This window comes from Pollutibacter soli, from assembly GCA_029269725.1.
Classification (GTDB): domain Bacteria; phylum Bacteroidota; class Bacteroidia; order Chitinophagales; family Chitinophagaceae; genus Pollutibacter; species Pollutibacter soli.
The window spans coordinates 68246-88736 of the sequence record JARJHS010000009.1; the positions used below are offsets into that span (position 1 = coordinate 68246).

Sequence of the window (20491 nt, forward strand, 5' to 3'; positions counted from 1 at the left end):
TGTATTTCATCGTTTTGTACATTGGATAAATTTTCTGGCGATGAAAAACATACTGGTTGTTGTTTTGATGATGTGTGCGGGCCTGTGTGAAGGGCAATCGCAACGCGTCCCATTCTGGGGGGCGAAAGGACCTTTACCTTTCGAAACACCATCAAAAGATCTTAAGCCGGGTGAATTTACATGGCAGCCGGATATTGCTCCGCAAGGGCCGATACTGGTGGTAGTGAGCCTGGATGAACAACGCGCATATACTTACCGGAACGGAATACAGATTGGAGAGTCTACTGTAAGCAGTGGCAAACCAGGTCATCTTACGCCTACCGGTGTTTTCATTACACTTCAAAAAGATGCGAACCATCATTCCAGTAAATACAATGATGCTGCTATGCCTTACCAGCAGCGGTTAACTTATGATGGGGTTGCCCTTCACGCGGGAGGTTTACCCGGTTATCCTTCATCGCATGGATGTATCCATTTGCCTTCTGAGTTTGCGCGACTTCTTTTCCAGGCCTCGCCACTGGGCATGACCGTCGTAGTGGCGAATTCGAAAACTGCTCCAAAAGAAGTTGACCATCCGGCTTTTCTCGCACCGGTAAATCAAAAAGGAAAAGTGGCCATGGAACTTAAAATGAATATCAACCAGACGTATTACTGGCAACCTGATTTGTCTCCTGACGGGCCGGTGTCCATCGTCCTCAGCCGTGTAGATCAGCGGCTCATTGTGATGCGCAATGGAATAGAAATAGGCAGGTCGATAATTACCATTCAAAACCCTCAGGACTCGATCGGCACCCATATACTCATAGCCCATCAAACACCAAAATCGGCGGTAAATACACAAGATGGAAACGCCATCAGGGAATGGATTGCAATGAGTTTCACCAGCCTGAATTATGAGAATGACAGGTTTGAAAATCCGTTGAACGATAAGCGCATTAGAATTCCTAAAGATTTTATGAAATTTCTGGTTCCCGCAATCAACGAAGGAACTTCAGTTGTGGTTACTGATGCGCCGATTCTGGAAAATACAACCACTGGTGTTCCGCTTACGGTGCTCACATCATCACCAGAAAGCAACTAAAAAATTCAATCGTTTCCCTTTATTATGAGTGCTTACGAGTTGATTGACAATCCAAATTTTATCGACAAAAATTATATTGCCTGTCTTTTGAACCAGGGTGCAACAGTTACTGTTCAATTTTCGGATGCAATTTATACCAGGCAAATGCTTTCTGATCTGAATGAGATCTGCAATGTAAATGACGAGAGATTCAGCATACGTTTTTATGGACATCGATCATCAACATTTGATTGCCATTTATTCCATGATATTCCGGATGTAAAAAGTCTTGTCGTTGATCCCGAAGCAGTGCTGGTGCATACGGATGCTTTCACCCATCTTTCGTCACTGAAATCTTTCTCACTCGATCCGGATGATCTGGATAATAAAAATTTTTTTTCAAATCCGGTTTTTGCAAAACTCGAGAAACTAAGCATTGGAAATACTGCCAGGAACGATATCAACCTGGAGTATTTGGGATCGATGACGAAGTTAAAAATCCTCATTTTGCACGAGCAAACAAAAAATATTGAAGCCATCGGTGGCACTGTAGTATTAGAGAAACTTACCCTCAACAAAATCAAAAAGGTAAAACTTGATTTTGTTAATAAACTTCGCCATCTCCATACACTCCGGTTGCTTCTCGGCTCCAGGGAAGATATTGGGGAAATTGAAGAAAATAATATTGAATGTCTCGAGATGGTTTTGGTGCGGGGATTTAACAATTTGTCGGGTCTTTCTGCATTTAAAAAACTCAGACAGTTAAGGTTTGAAGACCTTGCTCAATTGCAGTCAATAAGTTTTGGAGAGAGTCAGCAAACTTTGGAAGAACTCAAAATTGCAAATTGCAAATCGCTGGAAGAAATCAATGGACTGGCCCAACTCAAAAATCTGAGCTCACTTTTCATCAATGTCACCAGTATTGATTTTGATGATATGCTGAACAGGGGATTACCCTCTTCTTTGAAGAATTTTTCTTTTTACACGGGCAAATCAAAACGCGATCAGCAAATCAAAACTGAATTGAAAAAATCCGGTTATTCTGTATCCTGACATACATCCATTTACCTCATAACATCATCTAAAAGAATCGTCTCAAAAAAGAGATGCGTTTCAGAAATGATACAGGTGAAAACAATTCTGATCAATGGTTATACGCTTAGCGTTTCTTTCGAAGACGGAGCAATACATCTTATGAGCGATAATGCTCTCTGGAATTTGTTGTCTGACAATGTCAAAACAAATGTGGAAATTGTTTCGAACGCAATACTCAATGAGTACAAGGGAATTTTTGGAAAGGCTCTGGATATCAGTTTGAAGTCTTTGTCCGTTGAGATTCTTGGGCATGTATACGCAGAACATATCCTTGCTCTTGTCGATAGGTTTATTCAGAAATTGAATATTGATGTAGACCTGAAGAAAATTATTCGCAATTGTTCTGTTATCGATTGTGGTGAGACAGATAAAGATGGTAATCGTTGGTTCTGGAATATGCTGACTCCCATTTATGATACGATAGTTGCGATGCTGCCTTCCGGCACGAAATTCAGGCAGGGGGGTGGGTGAATGTCTTTACGGTAGAAATAAAATCTGAATTTGGAAATCCTTCGCGTGATTTGGTTTTTCTTGCACTTCTAGATTTGTAATAGTAATTCTTGATGAGACCAAAATTCTAAACAATACTCAGGACACCGGCATTACAGATTATGAGAAATAACGGATTTACACTTTCCGGGTTGTATCCTGCAGGCAAAATCGCCTGGCAATTACATTGAAAGTAAAGCTTTAGGCAAGAATGTCTTTTATTGCATTCTGTGTATAACTTATAACAACGTTTCTTGCAATACATTTGCCTTTCCATTCCATTCATTATGAAATTGTACATCCGAAATATGGTCTGCAGTCGCTGCAAGATGTCTGTTGAAAAAACTTTGCTGGAATCCGGTTTACATCCGCATAATATCGAACTGGGCGAAGTAGAAGTGGAAGAAGAACTCTCAAAAGAGCAACAGAAAGAACTCAATGACGCATTGAGGAAAAATGGTTTTGAGATCATCGACAGCAAGAAAAGTCAGACTATAGAAAAAATAAAGAATCTCATAGTTACGCTGATTCATCATTCAGACGAAACACCGGGCGTTAATTTATCGGAGTACATATCTTCAAACATTCACCAGGACTATCACTATCTCAGCAACCTGTTTTCCGAAGTAGAAGGCACTACGATTGAGAAGTATTATATCCATCAGCGCATCGAAAAAGTAAAAGAACTTTTAGTGTACGATGAACTTTCGCTTTCCCAGATTGCAGATCAACTGGGGTACAGCAGCGTAGCTTATCTTTCAAATCAATTTAAAAAGATCACCGGTTTTACGCCCAGCTATTACAAATCGCTTAAAGAACACAAGCGCCGCAATATCGAAGAACTGTAAATCCTGTAAAAGTTTCCCAAAATTCTGTAACAGCTTCGCCCCGACAGCAGGGTAATTTTGTATGAAAGATTCCTAATGACACATACATACGAAATTACAGGCATGACCTGCGGAGGTTGTGAGTCCAAAGTAAAAGATACACTTCTGAAAATACCTCATGTACAATCTGTACAGATCTCGAGAGCGGATCAATCGGCAATGATTGAAATGGATAAACATATTCCGCTAAAAGAGTTCCAGGATGTGTTCTTAAAAAATGGTGGCCGGTATACTATCCAGGCAAAAGAAGTTACCTTACCAGTAAGGGAGACTAAAGGCTGGTTGAATACCTATAAGCCTGTACTGATGATTTTTGCTTTTATCACAGGAATAACCGTGATCACAGAATGGGTCGCAGGATCATTTCTCTGGATGCGGTGGATGAATCATTTCATGGTCGGGTTTTTTATCATTTTTTCTTTTTTCAAGATGCTCGATCTGAAAGGCTTTGCAGAGTCTTACTCGACTTATGACATCATTGCGAAAAAATGGACGGGCTGGGGTTATGTCTATGCATTTCTTGAGCTTGGACTTGGCCTGTCTTTTCTGGCAGGGTTTCAACCACTGGCGACAAACATCATTACGTTTGTGGTAATGACAATCAGTTTAATTGGTGTACTTCAATCTGTTTTGAATAAAAAGAAGATCCGCTGTGCCTGTCTCGGCGCTGTCTTTAATCTGCCGATGAGCACCATTACTATAGTTGAAGATGGATTAATGATTGTCATGAGTTTAATCATGATCCTGGCAATGATCTAAAAAAAGATGTGACTTTCAATACGGGAAATTAACAGTTCATAGCGTTGACAGAAAAAATGATTAGTAGTATCTTGAATACGGATAATCTTCCCGAAGCCTGGTATGAAATTCAACCTTTCTTTTATTGCAGTATTCTCTTTATTCAATATTGCGTGCGCTCAGTTTACACCCGATAAAATTGTGCAGGCAGACTATGCCGAACAGGTGCCCAGTTTCAACTGGCCTACGCCAAAAAAGCAGAAATCTGGTAAGCCGCCCGGTTATATGATGGTTACCGGTGGTGCAAATCTGGCCACCTTCGGCAAAACAGACCTTGGCTCTTCGATAACTTTGGTATCGGCTGGTGAATTCGGTGCACCGACACCGTTATTCGGGAAGAAATGTTACCGGATGAATATTACAAAACAACCGGGTTATCCTTCATCAAATGACGGGGTACGCTCAGAATTATATACCGGAGAAGATTGCAAAGAAAATTCCGGTGCTGCCTGGTGGATGGTGGGAATTTTTCTCCCGACAGATTGGTGTGATGACAATCGGCCGATCGGTGTCGCGTATGATTTTAAATTTCCAAACGCACAGGGTCCGCCAAGTTTTTACCTGAAAATAGAAAATGCACAATGGCAGGCTACACGGCAATATCCCCAGGGTGGAAGGGAATATCGCCAGTACCTGAATCCAATTCAGAAGGGAGTCTGGACGTACTGGGTAGTACACAGAAATTTTGCAGATGATGATACCGGTTTCATGGAATTGTATCAATGGGTACAAGGAACTGAAGCTGAGTTCAAACAAGTCTACGAATACAAGGGCGCAAATTTCAGCATGGATTGCGGTCCAAAAACAGAAGGATACTGGTTACAGGGCCTTTACAAATGGAGTTGGATGGACAGCACGGGGCAGGGTGAAGGCACAGGGATCTGCAATACCCAATACACCGCTTATTATGATAACCTGATTGTGCTGAATTCAAAAGCCAGCATTGAGGATTTCAATCGCTTCATATCATCTTCTTCAAAATGAAAACGACACTCCGTCCGGAATTTCCTGGTTAATTTTATTACATGAAATTTTTTCTCTGCGCCATTTGTTTACTTTTCTCAATACAATTATCAGCACAGCCACTCGAAGGCCGTTGGAAAGGGTACTTTGTTGAAGACACAGATAAGCGCCAGGGAAACGCCAAACAATTTCTGACGATCGAATTTATCGGGGTGCCTGATAGCGGATACAAGGTATATAGTTATACCAGGTTATCAGGCTTTGAGGCGCAATGTGAACTTTCATTGGTTGTCGGACCGGAAGATTCAGTCTTTCTGGAAGAAGTAAAATTGCTCAATCCCAGAAAGAGGGAATCAACCTGCTTTCAAAGAATGAAACTGAAATTGATGAAAGCAGATAATAATGCTGGCTTGACGCTGGAAGGCAGCTGGGACAGTGAAAAGCCAGCGTGTGGGCATGGCAGAATGTTCTTTAGGAAACAATAGTTCCGCCCACGCAAATCCATTCTTCAATTAATGCTCAATAAGAAAGCATAATTACTCAAAACCCTTGTGCGGAAAAGTTGTACTGAATTATTTTTGAAGGATGAATTACACGGCAGAACAGATAATATCGTTTACGGATGCTTTTCGAAATAAAACGCTTCCGAAAGAACGCTGGACACACGAGATGCACGTCATTGCTGCTTTCCGTTTTTGTTATGAATTTGAAGAAGAAAAAGGGCTGATTGAAATCAGAGAGGCAATCAGAAATTACAATATTGCTGTCGGTACAGTAAATACTGCTCATTCAGGATATCACGAAACCATTACCGTTTTCTGGATGAAGCTGATTCGTGCATGGCAATATTATTGTAGCCGGAAAGAAATCGCATCAGATGTGAATCGTTTTCTGGCCTCTCCATTATCAGCAAAAGATCTCATGTTCGATTTTTACAGCAGGGGTTTGTTGTTTTCTGTTCAGGCAAGAACATATTTTGTAAAACCGGATGTGAAAGCTTTTTCAAAACTGGATGAATATGTTCTGAAATCGATTGGTGACCATAGTCAATTGAATGACAAAAGTTTTCTTTGGTTATTTGAAATATGCAGACTTGATCCAACACTTTTTACACATGAAGCGCATATACGGTTGGCATGGTTAAAAATCAGGGAAGCTGGTGTTGAAAATGCCAGCGAAGATATTTGCCGGATGCTCATCAATTATACAAATGCTCTAGGTGTGAGGTCGAAGTTCAATAAGACATTGACTGTCGCAGCTGTCCGCGCAGTCTGGCATTTCATGCAAAAGGAAAATATTGATGATTTTGATTTGTTCGTTGAACGATTTCCCCGATTGAAAAATGATTTCAGAAAACTGATAGATTCGCATTACGGGTACGATATTTTCAATAACCCGATGGCAAAAATTGAATACATGCAGCCTGATCTCCTTCCGTTTACCTGATGATTAATGACGATCAATAATGAGTGTAACCGCGCCTTATCATATTTTTTTCGATGAAATTAATGGCTATGTCTGCATGGAATGGAAGGGCTATGCAACTTCGGCTCAGTTCCGGCAGGGAACGGAATTGATGCTGGAATCTGTCATTCAAAATAGAACAGGACGTGTTCTTGCTGATATAAAGGATATGGTGCTGATAGGAAATGAGGATCAGCAGTGGCTGTTGCATAACTTTCTCCCGAGAGCCATAGCAGCCGGTTTTCGGTTGCTATGTATTGTGACGCCGGACAATTATTTCAACAAAGTTGCGGTGGAGACAGTTTCTTACAAAGTTGACAAAGAAAAGTTGTCGATTAACTTTTTCGAAAGTCTTGACGATGCAAAAAAAATGCTTAATGATTTTAAAGAGAATTAATCGAAAATCGATCAGCGTTTTGAATTGAAAGTAGATTTCCGGTGTTGCAATCCCCACTCCAGCATTTTGTCGACAACATCACTGAGTAACAGAGCTGATTCCGTAAGCTCATATTCAACTGACACGGGTATACTATCATAAACTACTCTTCTCACTACGCCATTTGCTTCGAGGTCTTTCAGTTCCTTCGAAAGCATACGCGGGGTAATATTGGGTATGTTTCTTTGAATCTCGGTAAATCTTTTCTTGTCAAATAAGAGCGATCCTATTATCGGCATCTTCCATTTTCCATTGAACACATTGAGGGTGTCATTGATTGCCAGCACGTACTGCATAGGGCAGGATTTAACATCTTTCAGGCTTGGTTTTAACTTCATTTTTTTTGTTTTTAATTCAGTATACAAAAGTATAGCGATATACTTAAGTATACGACTTACAAAAGTATAGTAAGTCGGTATAATTTCGCCTTTACATTCAAAAACTAAATACAAAAGATATGATTTTGATAACAGGTGCAACAGGTCAGCTGGGTCAGGCAATAATTGCTTCTTTACGGGAAAAAGGTGTTTCCGCAGCAAACATAGCTGCATTGGTCAGGGATGAGAAAAAGGCAAATGGTCTGAAAGGTTCAGGTATAAATATTCGCGTTGGGAACTATGACGATACTGGCTCGTTGGTAAAAGCTTTCCATGGCGTTGATAAGCTGATGTTCATTTCCGGAAGTGAAATACCCAAACGCGAGCAGCAGCATCTCAACGTGGTTGAGGCGGCGAAGCAAGCCGACGTAAAATATATTGTATATACCAGCTTCATGCGTAAAAATGAAAAGCCTGATTCTCCGATCGCAGCTGTAGCAGCATCACATATTGTAACGGAAGAAAGTCTGCGGAAAAGTGGAATTCCCTATTCGATCATGAAGAATGCACTGTATGCTGATATGTTGCCTATTTTTTTAGGACAGCAGGTATTGGAGAGTGGTGTTCATTTCCCTGCGGGTGACGGTTCTGCAGCGTATACTTTACGTGAGGATATGGCGGAGGCTGCTGCGGCAATTCTTACCGAGGAAGGGCACGCAAACAAAGAATATGATATTGCGTCCGGGGACAATCATTCATTCTCCGATATTGCTGATATTCTTTCGGAGGTATCTGGTAAGAATATTGTTTATGGTAATCTCACAAAAGAGCAATATGTAGAGAGAGCTACCAGGGCCGGATTGCCTTCTGCATATGCAGATGTATTTGCAGGTTTTGGTGAAGCTATCAAACTGGGTGAATTTGCAACTGAGTCGGGACAGCTGGAAGAAATTATCGGCAGAAAGCCGGTGTCTTTAAAATCTTATTTGAAGAATATATATCAGGCTTCGAATTGATTTTTTGTATGGATAATCCTGGCTCAGCGGATGCTTTCGCTGGGCCTTTTTTGCATTTGATCGTGTTTGGTATTAAGTTTTTATTTTGCATCATGCAAAAGAAACAAATACTCGAACATTTCTGGCGCGCAGCGAGCGAGAAAGAAGGTTGGTATCCGCCATATGCAGATGCATTGAAAGATGTTAGTGCCGAAGTGGCTGACTGGCGCGTGGAAGGGAAAGCTTCCAATACGATCTGGGAAACCGTTGTGCATGTGATCTTTTACAAAGAACGCTTATTGAAAAGGTTGAAAGGTGAGAAAGATGAAAAGATTGAAACCAATGATGATACGTTTGTCATTACAGATCATTCTCCGGAAGCATGGCCATTGACAGTTCATAAACTTTTTTCTGTGCAGAAAGAGTTATTGGACGAGCTGGGTAAATTGAGTGAAGAGGATCTTGACAAGCCACTATACAAAGAGCCCATCGGAGCGCAGTATATGAACCTGATCGTACATGATGCATATCATACCGGACAGATTATTATGATACTAAAATTGAAAGGAGACTGGCCGGATCACAGGAGTTTTGCGTGACGTGAAATGGATCAGCACTTCATGAAAAGGTGATTTCTATTTGTCTTTCTGGTTCGTTTCGGTATTACTCTCACCGATAGTTTTTCTTGGATCCATCAGAATAGACGGATTCGGAATCAATTTTTACGTTTGACTGGGAATGATAATTGCCGTGAACTTTAAAAACTTTATGGCAACAAAAAAAAAGGCACCAGCTAAAAAGGCTCCTGCGGAGAAAGCACCGGGGAAAAATTTTCCTGCAGTAAAAGCCCCTGCAAAAAAGAACGGACCTGCAGTAAAAAAGGCCCCTGATGAAAAGAATAAACTGGGTGTGAAGAATTCCCTTGTCAATAACATCAATGCGAAAAAGAAATCCGGGAAATCAAAACCAAAATCAGAGTCAACAATAAGTAAAAAAGCATATAGAGATATGCAGAATAATTGGGGAAGGGAAAAGTAGTGTGTTTATATTTTTACATTTTCCAGGCTTTTGGACTTTCACGTCGGAATTCAGCAAGATCCGGGTTTTTATTTCATGCGATGGATTTGAAATTTGTGTAGTAAATTTTCAAGACATGAAAGGGAATGACCATTTTAACTATGAGCGGATTGCCAAGGCGATTGAATATATCACCACTAATTACAAAGATCAGCCCAACCTGGATGAGGTTGCCGCAAATGTGTTTTTAAGTCCTGCACATTTTCAACGTTTGTTTTCTGAATGGGCAGGAACCAGTCCGAAAAAATTTCTGCAGTACCTGAGTATTTCTCATGCTAAGAAATTGCTGAAGGAAAACCAGTCTACGATTTTTGACACTGCTATTGAAACCGGATTGTCCGGTACCGGCCGATTACACGACCTTTTTATCAGTATCGAAGGGATGACGCCGGCTGAATATAAATATGGTGGTCGCGATCTGAGTATCAATTACAGCTTTGCTGAAACTCCATTCGGAAATATCATTGTTGCTTCAACTCCGAAAGGAATTTGTCATATGGCATTTGCTGAGAATGAAATGGATGCATTTGCTATGTTGAAAAAACAATTTCCTAATGCTTTTTTTCAGCAGAAACTTGATATTATCCAGCAGCGGGCATTGTTTATTTTTCAATACGACTGGTCGAAATTGCAGGAGGTAAAACTACATTTAAAGGGTACGCCGTTTCAGCTTAAAGTCTGGGAGACACTATTAAAGATTCCTCTCGGGCAATTGACAACTTACGGTGAAATAGCCAATCATATCCATCAGCCGGGTGCTTCAAGGGCGGTGGGCACTGCCATTGGAAGCAATCCCGTTGCTTACCTGATTCCATGTCATCGTGTGATACAATCCTCTGGTCATTTTGGTGGCTACATGTGGGGGCCGGTTCGTAAAGCAGCGATCATCGGCTATGAGGCCGCTAACATGGAACGATAACCGAAAAAAAAATACCCGGTGTATAATCATACAGACATCAACGAAGTGCAATTGTTTCGGATGATAAAAAATGGCATTTTGGTTCTTGGTGGAAATAAAAAATTAAAAATATTTGGAACCTTGCAATGCAGTTCCGGCAAGCGGATGATACGAATGAACCGTGTATTTTTCAGATCGGAGGATGAAGCGAAATTGAATGGTTACCGACCTTGCGGTCACTGCCTGAGGGTTTCATATAATTACTGGAAAAATGGAATTATTTGATAGAGAGGCTGACGAATCTTTCAACCTGTTACCATATGATGGTGTGGTGAACTACTATGGCAGATTATTTCCAAAAGATAGGGCCGATGAGTACTATAGAATATTTTTACAATCAATTGAATGGCGTCATGATGAAGTTGTGATTTTTGGGAAAAAACATATCACCAAACGTGAAGTTGCCTGGTATGGAGATCAGCCATTCAATTATACGTATTCCAATACAACAAAATCTGCACTTCCCTGGACGAAAGAGTTGATGGAACTAAAGTCAGCCGTCGAAGCAAGGACAGGAGAAACATTCAATTCCTGTTTGATGAATTTGTACCATGATGGCAGCGAAGGGATGTCGTGGCATAGCGATTCGGAAAAGGAACTGAAAAAGAATGGCGCAATTGCATCGGTAAGTTTTGGTGCTGAGAGAAAATTTTCATTCAAGCATAAAAAGACAAAGGAAAAGGTATCGGTGTTACTGGAGCATGCGAGCCTGTTGATTATGAAGGCAGAGACACAAGAGTTCTGGTTACACAGTATGCCACCCGCCAAGCAGATAACAACTCCAAGGATTAATCTTACCTTCAGAACCATCATCAATTCAATAAACTATGATTGATCATCATTCAGGTTCTGTTGAGAAAAAAGAAATTTCTATCACGCTTGAACCCTGGATACATGTTTCGGACGGATCGAAAGCATTGCATTTTTATACAGCAGCATTTGATGTGGTTGAGACTTTCAGAATGGAGGAAGGTGGATTGGTACTGAAACTGAATATGGGTAGTGCTGCATTCTGGATCAGCGGGCCGGTAACATCAGAAGGAAATGAGTCTGCAAATGCGGAACAGAAAACTATTCGCATGGTACTCACGGTACCTGACCCCGAAGTTTTCTTTGCAAAAGCAATAAAGGCCGGTGCAAAAGAAATTTTTCCTGTCACAGAAGAATACGGATGGCTGCTGGGAAGAGTAGTTGATCCCTTTGGTATTCATTGGGAGATCGGACATCCGCTGTAGGAATGATTAGGAAAAAATATTCCCGCTGATTAGTGCAGATAGACGCAGAAGAGAATTGTTCTTGCGTTGTTGATCTGCGTGAATCTTCGGAGCAAAAGTGGTGAGTGAAATCCGGAGAGAAATTTTGAGAATAACCTTAGGGAGCCTTTTCATTATTTATTGCTGATATGAGAGATTTTTCGATGCTGGATAACCCGGTGTGGTATGCGCTTGATGGGCCACATAAAAATTTTGCAGTCAGAATGGATGCTTTGATGGGCTACCAGGCTGACTATGGACCTTTTGCTGCGTCAATAAATTGCACAGATCTTACAAAAGGGATGGATGACTATCATTTACATGCGGGAGAATTTTTTGTTGTAGGAGAACGCCCGGACTATCATGGTAAGCTTCGGTTAAAACGGGAACTGGTTTGTTTGCAGATGATTTGCGGGCAAAAAGAAAACATAGAGATTACAGAAGATATTATTTCGCTCAAGCGTTACCGTAAGCAAGTGATTGACCTGGTTAATCTCGTACAACCGGGGTTTTTCAGATTGAAGACGATGGATATGGGGGACTACTCAGGAATTTTCAAAAATGGAAAACTTGTAGCTGTCACCGGAGAACGAATGCAATTGGATGGTTTTTCAGAAGTCAGTGCTGTGGTGACCCATCCTGAATATATTGGTAAAGGATATGCGAAACAATTGGTTGGTCATGTAACGAATAAAGTGCTCGGTGAAGATAAAATTGCATTTCTGCATGTATCCGCCAGCAATCAGAGGGCTATTCGTTTGTATGAAAATGCCGGGTACAGGGTAAGAAGAGAAATCAGCTTCTGGAATTTTCATTAAACCGTTTATAGGGTTAGCGAGTTGAGATCGAGTTATTTGACGGAACTTTCTAATCCGTCGATCTTTCATTTCGTTGCCCATTTTTCAGGTGTTCTCTTTTCAAGTGATTCACATGTAATTTTTTGAAGTTTTTCAAATTCCAATATTCGTTTCTCCGCCACCAACTTGTGGGCCCTCCCTCGCCCTCCCCCGCCTCCACCTCCGTTTGGGGAGAGTGGATATGGCAGATTTTCCCGGGCGCGCCCGGTTCGTCTACCATACCCATCCGCCGCAGCGGATGTTAGCTAACATCTTCCATCAGTAGCTGCTGATGATCAGAAAAAATACATGTATCAGATAATGCAAACATAGGTCAACCGACCAGGCGTATCCAAGTGTAAAGCATCAGAAAATGTGGAGAAAATAACATTGAAAAATGCTTGAGTCTATAAATAACAGACAAAGGATTGATCGGCAGAAGTTTAAAACCTAAGACCGGAAGCACTGAAATCGAAAGCTCCTTGAGCTGTGATTTTTTTGTCGCAATATCCCAAAAAGAGGCCGGAATAGAAATTCCGGCCGTGGCTAAGAATATTTGAAAACCCTTAGCTGTGTTGTGTATGAAAAGTTTAAAAAATCAACCTTAAAAATAGTAATATGAATCCGCTTCATTGTCCTGCACCATCCTGATCGTATTTGTCAGTATTTCCCGGTTAATTATACCTGTCGGAGAAAGAATGTACTGGTTTTGTATTGGCATTAGTCAAATCGGGGTTGCGATTTGTTGTACAAATCCTGGTGGCTATTGAACTACAAAAGAAGTTGATTCAAGAATTTGCATGGATTCAAAGTCAAAGCGTGAAAACCTTTGCATCTGGTTGACCTCCACATCAGATTTGCACTTCGAATTCTTTATTCCACATTTCTGCAAACCACGCCTTTTCAACGAACAACCTGCCTTTGCCGCGTGCCTGTCCGGTAGGCAAGGCAGGCAGGCGAGAAACGAGAAACGAAAAACGCCGCTTGCACTAAGCTGCCCATATTCAATTTTGGAACGATACAATTTGCCGGAGATCAATCATTCAGGATATAGCGGTGAAGCTTTTTCGGATGAGCTTGTCAGGGAGTAATGAAGCCATTGCTCAGATCGATCTGGCTCTGAGGAATGGGGTAATAGTCATCCCCAGGCGATTGATAAGGCGGCATCCGGGTAGGAGAGTTAAGTATTTTCGCGTAGGGCATTTTGGATTCGTAGTTAAAAAATTCGTTGATTTCCTGCTGGGCAATACCCCATCTCACGAGATCAAAAAACCGGAACCCTTCCATCCCTAATTCGAGCAATCTTTCCAGGCGGATGGCTTTTATCGCAACTTCCTTTGAATGGAACACCACTGGATATTCAGCTACTTTATAATCGTCTGCGTCTTCGTTGCTAAATCCGGCTGAAGGATTAGCATCATTGAGGTATTTTTTCACACGTGGTGTTGACGCGGCTCTTGCCCTCACTAGATTCACCAGTTGCCACGCCACTGCCAGGCTTCCTCCGGGATCTTCTGCTTCAGCTTCTGCAGCCATCAGCAATACATCTGCAAACCTGATCAGGTTAACATTAAGCGATACACCTCCCGATACAAACCATATATTAACGTCATGTGAGCCAGCAACCTGTGAGTTCCGGATAGTACCTTTTTTGGGATGAAAAGGTCCTGAAGAGTAGGGAGGTGTTGAGCCTGCATCCGAGCGAACCCAGGAATCATCTACTATGCCCCAATCGTGATACGGAATTCCATTTCTTCCAATCGTCCAGTCGAGACGCGGATCTACATTGCCATTATATTTTGTGAGAGTACTCTGTAAGTAAGGGTCAAATACAATGTTGTTTTGCGGATTGCTCAGCGGAAGTCCGCTATCGTCTGTTTTGAAATGATTCGTGAAATAATAGGTCGGCGTGAAGAAACCCGCGCCGCCACCAGCGTTCGGAGGTATGTTCAGCATATCGCCCCAATTGGAATTGTTGGCCCCGGAGTTATCATTCACGGAAGCCTGGAAAGCAAAAACAGATTCCTTGCTGTTGTCATAATCAGCATTGAAATTATCAGCATAGTTGCTGTTCAGATCATATTTGATACCTAGCGGATTCTTTCCTTTTTCAACAACTTCAATAAGTATTTTTCTCGCCTCAGAAAAGTTCTTCGTATACAACAGCACTTTTCCATAAAATGCACCGGCATTCCACTTATTGATTCGCCCGACTGCAGCCTGCAATTCGGGTACATGCTCCCAGGCGAATTTTGCATCCTGTAATATGTCAGGAAAAATTTCGCGATCATTTTTTACACCCATGATTTCACCGGAAATCAGTTGGTTATCAGTATCAACATCGATATAGGCAAATTTTTTAAAAATAATACGACCGAGGAAATGATACCACGCGCGAAGGAATTTCGCCTGCCCTTCTATGTTAGTCTTTTCATCAGCATTAAGATCCTGTACACCTGGAAGCAATCTCAAAACTTCGTTGGTTCTTTTTATACCTTCATACAATGCGCGCCACTGATTGTTCAACGCTTTATTTGTTGAGTTGACTTCATGCCTTTGAACCGGTGCATACAGTTCATTCTGATCGGAAAACTCGCTGCCTTTATTGGCAATCGTTCCTCCGATATCACCAAACAATGCATTAGAAGCGCTTGCGCCAAACTGATTGTATTCTACGGCAGGATCATAGTTATCTAACAAGGCATATGCTCCGATCAGCAGTTGATTTATTCCCTTTGCATCCACCAGGTCTTCACCATCAATTGTACCTCTCGGCTCCGATTGAAGAAAACTTTTTTTGCAGCCGTTCAGTACCAGCAACGGGCCCGCCAGCAGGCAAGCCGCAACCAGTATATTCAGCAAAAAATGTTTTCTCTTCATTTTCATTCATCAGAATTTTACACTGGCGCCAAAGGAAAATTGACGTACAGTCGGATAAGTCCCAAGGTCAATACCTGCAGCACGATCATCATTGGATATCACTTCAGGATCCAGGCCAGAATATTTTGTTATGGTGAAAATATTTGTACCCTGCAAATAGATTCTCGCTTTTGTAATATGGAATTTCTTCATCCATGCTCCCTGCAACGTATACCCTAATTGAAGGTTGCGTAACCTGAAATAGGATGCATTCTCAACAAAATAGGAATTCACCGTCTGGCTGGTACTGAATGATCCCGTGCTGAGTTGAATCGGCACCCTGGCATCGGGTCGACTGCCATCAGGAAGCCAGCTGTTATACAATGCATCCTTACTTTTTCCTCCGGAAAAATTATTTGTGAAGTCGCGGAACCATTTCGACCAGTTGTAATTTTCTTTTCCTGCAACACAATAAAAAAATGCAACTAGGTCAAATGCTTTGTATTCAAGACTGATGTTCAACCCTACATTGAAATCAGGATTCGGATCTCCGATCACTGTCCTGTCCCAGCTGTCTATAACACCATCGGGTTTTCCTGCCGGTCCGCTGATATCTTCGAATATGAAACTTCCCGGGAAGGCAGTGTTGGTCGTTCCTCCGGAATATTGCGGTGGTGCCGCATCCACCTGCGCCTGGCTTTGAAATATTCCGATCACCTTATAACCGTAATAGGTATTCATTGGATAACCTGCAATATTCCTTGTTATCGTCTGACCATTCAAACGGTTGGATTCGTTGCTTGGGCTGTTAAAATCAAAATAGGGAAGCCCTTCAGTAATGGATAAGATTTTGTTCTTGTAGGTAGTAAATGTAAGAGTGGTTTGCAATGAAAAATTTTTTCCGATGTGCGTGTTGTTGGAAAGCAAAAGATCGATACCACGGTTACGCATACTGCCTACATTTTTAAAAGCAGGATTGTAACCGGCGGCTCCAAGTATGCCCTGGCCGATTGGATTATACAACAGTCCGCGTGTTTCTTTCTGATAAATGTCAAAACAAATGCTTACCGCATTGTTGAAAAGTGTTGCATCAAATCCGGCGTTGATGGTTTGGTTTTGTTCCCATCTGCCCTTCGGATTTCCAACAAAGTTGAGATAGAATCCGGAAGCCGGTGAATTGTTGGTGCCATAGATGTCATAAAAAGAACTGCCAGCCGAACTGATATATGTCGTGTACCCGTTGATGCTGCCTAACGCTGCCTCATTTCCTGATATACCCCAACTTGCCCTGAGCTTAAGATCATTTATCCATTGAATATTTTTCATGAACTTTTCTGCGGAGATGCGCCATCCTCCGGAAAGAGCAGGAAAGGTTGCATAGATCTCGTCACCAACAAATTTCGAAGAACCATCTCTTCTCACCAAAGCAGAAAAAAGATATTTATCGTTAAACTTATAGTTAACAGAAAAAAACATCGATGCAGTAGTCACTTCCGCAAAAGGACCGCTGCCACGAAGATTTGGCGTAGTGCCTGTGCCCAGATTGATATAGGGAATATCAGTATACGAATAAAAATTAGAGGCCGTTCCTATAATTTGTCGCCCGCCAGACTTTGATGCCTCATATCCTGCCAATGCATCGATCTCGTGTTTGCCAATCGATTTTTTGTAGGTTAAATGATTTGTCCAGATCCAGTAATTGGTCTTGATGTAATTTTCCGAATACGTTGGTGAATTCTGATTGAGGCTGTTTTCATATTCATTAATCGGATATGAATATTGTGTTCGATTATTTATAGTGCCACCAAAACTCGTTCTGACATTAAAGTCACGAAACAAATCTACTTCGCCATAAATATTTCCAAATAATCCGTGGCTGTTATCCCTGTTGTCTTTTTTCCTGTACAGCAATGCGAGTGGATTTTTTCCTCCCCAGTCTCCCCGCGAGCCGGCCCAGTCACCACCGGTGTTGTATACGGGTACAATGCTCATCAACGACCAGGTTCCGGAAATATCAGCTTCTTCCTGGTTATTGCTTTTGTTTCCCGACGCGCTGTTGCCCTGTACATTACTTTCGCTGAAGTATACCTGCAGATTTTCTCCGATATGGATCTTATCAAATAAAGTAAACTTACTGTTGATGCGCGCATTATACCTTTTATAAAACTGGTATTCTGTTATCGCCTGTTGATTGAAATAATTTAAGCTGAGCAGATAGAAACTTTTTTCATTTCCTGAACCAAAACTGAGGTTGTGATTTTGAATCGGTGCATTGCGGGTGGACTCTTTCCACCAGTTCGTGCCTTCTTTGTTTGCTGGTACAATGATATAGGCTGAATAACCAGGGTCACCGACGCGTTTTGGATTTAAACTATAGAGAGATGGATCTACTGCAGGATTTCCTTCAAACAAAGGGCCCGGTACACCAGATGCACTCTGATAATTTCCTGCAAAAATATAATCGGGTAAAACCGGTTCCGGACCATTTCCATATATCGAACCATCCAATGATTTTCCCTCGTTTCTTAAAACCAATCTTGCCAGCTGTGCATCTTCCATTGGTGATAAAGTGGTTTTCTCAAAGCCTGATCCTGGAAATTGTATACCATAATTCATGTCGTAACTAACCATTACTCCTTTTGTGTTCCTTTTCGTAGTGATTACGATTACGCCATTCGAGCTTCGTACGCCATAGATTGATGCAGATGCAGGATCTTTCAGCACCTGTAAACTTTCAATATCATTTGGATTCAGATTGGAGATATCAAAAGTCTGAACCCCATCGACCACATACAGGGGATTATTGTTCTGAAACGACCCGAGCCCGCGAATACGTACTTTTGCAGCTACCCCGGGAGTTCCATTTAAGGTAACAGTAACACCAGAAGAACGACCCTGCAATTGCGAAGTTGCATTAGCAGAAGGGACCGCTTTCAGATCTGCAACATTTACTATGGAAACTGCCGCTGTAACATCTTTTCTTTTCTGAGCAGAATAACCGGTAACGATTACTTCATTCAGACTCAGATCCATGATGTTCAGCATCACATCTCCAAGGTCTTTGCCTGCCTGGATATCCATTTCTTTTGTCTGGAAACCAACACCGGTAAAAATCAATACACTTGTTTGCTTAGGGAGATCAATTTTGAATCTTCCATCATCAGAAGATTTGGTGGAGATATTTGTATTCTTTACAGAAACAGTAATAGCCGCAATTGGTTCGCCATTGTCACTTACAATTCTTCCTGTAGAAAAAATTGCAGGATCAATTGTAGGTTTGGCTTCTGAAGGATCGATGATGAGTTTTACTTTCCGGACGGAAATATAATTGCCAACGATGGAATAGGAGAGCGGTCGTTCTTTAAATAACTGGTTGAGAGTTTCAGTAATACCAGCCTGCTCAACATGAAGAGTGACGCGTCCTATTTCAGCGATCTGGTCTTTCCCGTATACAAACGAATAAGCACTCTGTTTTTCAATTGCTCTGAAAACCTTTTGAATAGGAACATTGTCCAGGCTCAACGTAATGTTTTGCGAATAACATTTCGTCGACATCTGAAATAAAATTCCCAACACCAGCAGTATTGAAATTTTCATCCTCACCAACATATTCTTATCATTCACCAGGCAACGCCAGGTGTAAAACAACAATCATTAATTACATAACTTTACCATGTTTTGGGATGAAAAAATCAGACAGTCGTGAAGAGATTGTTTTTTTAAAATTCCCGGAATTTGTCCGTCCTGACTTCCACTCAGGGCGGATTTTTATTACGGTTTATTTATTTTTTTACAAGAATCTTTTTTCCGGTTACTTCAAAATGCATCAGGTCAGTTTTCTCGAGGATTTCGAGGAGTTCAGATACATTAACATCGCGTGAGATATCAGCTACGAGTTTTTCCTTAGGTTTTGATTCGAAAACGACTTCCACATCATACCATTTACTCACCTGCCGCATGATCGTTTCGATATCAGCTCCGTCAAATTGAAATTTCCCATCTTTCCACGCCATCACCTGATCAAGATCGATATTCCCTGCGATATTGATTGAGTTATGATGAACCTGCGCCTGCTGTCCGGGTTTCAGCATCTTTTTTTCTTTATCTTCCTGTACCTGCACTGAACCTTCCAGCAGCGTGATTCTCAGCATTTCTTCATCATCATACGCATTCACATTGAATTGGGTTCCCAACACTTTTATTTCAACATCGCTGCCCTGTTTTTTAACCAGGAACGGTTTCGATTGATTTCTGGCTACTTCAAAATAAGCTTCTCCACTGATTTCCACTTTTCGTTCTTCCCCGGGGAAAGCGACCGGATAAGTGATGGAAGAAGCTACGTTCAGCCACACCTTACTTCCATCGGAAAGCATCAATTGCTGAGGCTTACTGCCGCGTGGGACAGTGATCGTATTGAAGCGGGTTTCTCCATCAGTGCCGGCATATTCGATACTTCCATCTTTTCTCTTCGAAATGATCACTGCGCCCTGCAATGCAAGTGTCCCGTGGTTAACGCTATCGAGATCCAGTTTTGAACCATCGGCCAGCTGCAATACTGCCCGGTTATGCCTGGGTGCGGCAACATCATTTGTTGTGGCTGCAGCTGCGGTAGCTGGAACTGTTTTGTCCTTTGTGCTATTGGTGAACACGAAAAAAACAGCGATGCCCAGGACGATTGCCAGCGAAGCTGCAATCCTGAAAGACGATTTTTTATAGAAAGGAATAGTAATGACAGGCTCTTCAGTTGCTGCGAGAAATCGCTGGAAAGCCTTGTTGCGCATAGCTTCCAGCCTGGCTTTCTCGGGTATGGAAAGTTGAGCGGTATTTTCATCAACCGATTCATACCAGGCTTCCACAGCCTTTCTTTCTTCTTCCGAAGCGTTGCCATCAAGATACTTCTGAAGAATTTTCAGAATTCTTTCATTATTCATCTGGATCAGTTAATGTAACTCCTGCTGCTTTGTTATATACTGACAAGCCGGTGGATGTACTATACATGGGTTG

Annotated in this window: 21 protein-coding genes; 17 read left to right on the plus strand and 4 right to left on the minus strand. The window is 41.7% G+C overall.

Annotation, left to right across the window (positions count from 1 at the left end; all coding sequences use genetic code 11):
• Nucleotides 1-40: 40 nt before the first annotated feature.
• The 9 genes from P2W82_RS19780 (at nt 41) to P2W82_RS19820 (ending at nt 7153) form a co-directional block, all read left to right on the plus strand.
• Entirely contained in the window at nt 41-1081 is a 1041-nt protein-coding gene (locus P2W82_RS19780) for a L,D-transpeptidase (protein WP_336517664.1), read from the plus strand.
• Nucleotides 1082-1105: 24 nt separating this feature from the next.
• Nucleotides 1106-2113: a hypothetical protein gene (locus tag P2W82_RS19785; protein ID WP_336517665.1), complete on the plus strand. Its 1008-nt coding sequence runs from the start codon at nt 1106-1108 to the stop codon at nt 2111-2113.
• 75 nt (nt 2114-2188) lie between these two features.
• Nucleotides 2189-2626: a hypothetical protein gene (locus tag P2W82_RS19790; protein ID WP_336517666.1), complete on the plus strand. Its 438-nt coding sequence runs from the start codon at nt 2189-2191 to the stop codon at nt 2624-2626.
• 305 nt (nt 2627-2931) lie between these two features.
• Complete coding sequence (locus P2W82_RS19795) at nt 2932-3492, plus strand: helix-turn-helix domain-containing protein (protein WP_336517667.1); 561 nt, start codon at nt 2932-2934, stop codon at nt 3490-3492.
• 75 nt (nt 3493-3567) lie between these two features.
• A complete protein-coding gene (locus P2W82_RS19800; RefSeq protein WP_336517668.1) occupies nt 3568-4290 on the plus strand; it encodes a heavy-metal-associated domain-containing protein in 723 nt (240 codons plus the stop codon).
• Nucleotides 4291-4392: 102 nt separating this feature from the next.
• Nucleotides 4393-5313, plus strand: coding sequence for a heparin lyase I family protein (locus P2W82_RS19805; RefSeq protein ID WP_336517669.1), 921 nt, complete (start codon nt 4393-4395; stop codon nt 5311-5313).
• Nucleotides 5314-5354: 41 nt separating this feature from the next.
• Entirely contained in the window at nt 5355-5777 is a 423-nt protein-coding gene (locus P2W82_RS19810; RefSeq protein ID WP_336517670.1) for a hypothetical protein, read from the plus strand.
• Between the two features lie 100 nt (nt 5778-5877).
• Nucleotides 5878-6738, plus strand: coding sequence for a hypothetical protein (locus P2W82_RS19815; RefSeq protein ID WP_336517671.1), 861 nt, complete (start codon nt 5878-5880; stop codon nt 6736-6738).
• 19 nt (nt 6739-6757) lie between these two features.
• Nucleotides 6758-7153 (plus strand): hypothetical protein, encoded by a 396-nt coding sequence (locus tag P2W82_RS19820; protein ID WP_336517672.1) that lies wholly within the window; start codon nt 6758-6760, stop codon nt 7151-7153.
• Nucleotides 7154-7164: 11 nt separating this feature from the next.
• Here P2W82_RS19820 and P2W82_RS19825 read toward each other — a convergent pair whose 3' ends face one another.
• Nucleotides 7165-7530: a winged helix-turn-helix transcriptional regulator gene (locus P2W82_RS19825; RefSeq protein ID WP_336517673.1), complete on the minus strand. Its 366-nt coding sequence runs from the start codon at nt 7528-7530 to the stop codon at nt 7165-7167.
• Nucleotides 7531-7649: 119 nt separating this feature from the next.
• Here P2W82_RS19825 and P2W82_RS19830 point away from each other — a divergent pair, with 119 nt between their 5' ends.
• The 8 genes from P2W82_RS19830 to P2W82_RS19865 all read left to right on the plus strand — a co-directional run bounded on the left by P2W82_RS19830 (nt 7650) and on the right by P2W82_RS19865 (nt 12610).
• Nucleotides 7650-8525, plus strand: coding sequence for an SDR family oxidoreductase (locus P2W82_RS19830; protein WP_336517674.1), 876 nt, complete (start codon nt 7650-7652; stop codon nt 8523-8525).
• 92 nt (nt 8526-8617) lie between these two features.
• Nucleotides 8618-9103, plus strand: coding sequence for a DinB family protein (locus P2W82_RS19835; RefSeq protein ID WP_336517675.1), 486 nt, complete (start codon nt 8618-8620; stop codon nt 9101-9103).
• Nucleotides 9104-9272: 169 nt separating this feature from the next.
• Nucleotides 9273-9542 carry a hypothetical protein gene (locus tag P2W82_RS19840; protein WP_336517676.1) on the plus strand — a complete coding sequence of 90 codons (270 nt, stop codon included), beginning with the start codon at nt 9273-9275 and terminating at the stop codon, nt 9540-9542.
• A gap of 115 nt (nt 9543-9657) precedes the next feature.
• On the plus strand, nt 9658-10500 hold the full coding sequence (locus tag P2W82_RS19845) for a methylated-DNA--[protein]-cysteine S-methyltransferase (protein ID WP_336517677.1): 843 nt from the start codon (nt 9658-9660) through the stop codon (nt 10498-10500).
• A 60-nt stretch (nt 10501-10560) separates the two neighbouring features.
• Nucleotides 10561-10764, plus strand: a complete 204-nt coding sequence (locus P2W82_RS19850; protein WP_336517781.1) for an Ada metal-binding domain-containing protein — start codon at nt 10561-10563, stop codon at nt 10762-10764.
• Nucleotides 10751-11374, plus strand: coding sequence for an alpha-ketoglutarate-dependent dioxygenase AlkB family protein (locus P2W82_RS19855; protein ID WP_336517678.1), 624 nt, complete (start codon nt 10751-10753; stop codon nt 11372-11374). The genes P2W82_RS19850 and P2W82_RS19855 overlap by 14 nt, the downstream gene beginning before the upstream one ends.
• Nucleotides 11367-11774: a VOC family protein gene (locus P2W82_RS19860; RefSeq protein ID WP_336517679.1), complete on the plus strand. Its 408-nt coding sequence runs from the start codon at nt 11367-11369 to the stop codon at nt 11772-11774. The genes P2W82_RS19855 and P2W82_RS19860 overlap by 8 nt, the downstream gene beginning before the upstream one ends.
• Before the next feature lie 167 nt (nt 11775-11941).
• A complete protein-coding gene (locus P2W82_RS19865; RefSeq protein ID WP_336517680.1) occupies nt 11942-12610 on the plus strand; it encodes a GNAT family N-acetyltransferase in 669 nt (222 codons plus the stop codon).
• A 1098-nt stretch (nt 12611-13708) separates the two neighbouring features.
• Here P2W82_RS19865 and P2W82_RS19870 read toward each other — a convergent pair.
• From P2W82_RS19870 to P2W82_RS19880, 3 genes are all read right to left on the minus strand, one after another.
• Nucleotides 13709-15514 (minus strand): RagB/SusD family nutrient uptake outer membrane protein, encoded by a 1806-nt coding sequence (locus P2W82_RS19870; protein WP_336517681.1) that lies wholly within the window; start codon nt 15512-15514, stop codon nt 13709-13711.
• Between the two features lie 3 nt (nt 15515-15517).
• Nucleotides 15518-19084 (minus strand): SusC/RagA family TonB-linked outer membrane protein, encoded by a 3567-nt coding sequence (locus P2W82_RS19875; RefSeq protein WP_336517682.1) that lies wholly within the window; start codon nt 19082-19084, stop codon nt 15518-15520.
• Nucleotides 19085-19269: 185 nt separating this feature from the next.
• Nucleotides 19270-20418: a FecR domain-containing protein gene (locus P2W82_RS19880; protein WP_336517683.1), complete on the minus strand. Its 1149-nt coding sequence runs from the start codon at nt 20416-20418 to the stop codon at nt 19270-19272.
• Nucleotides 20419-20491: the final 73 nt, after the last annotated feature.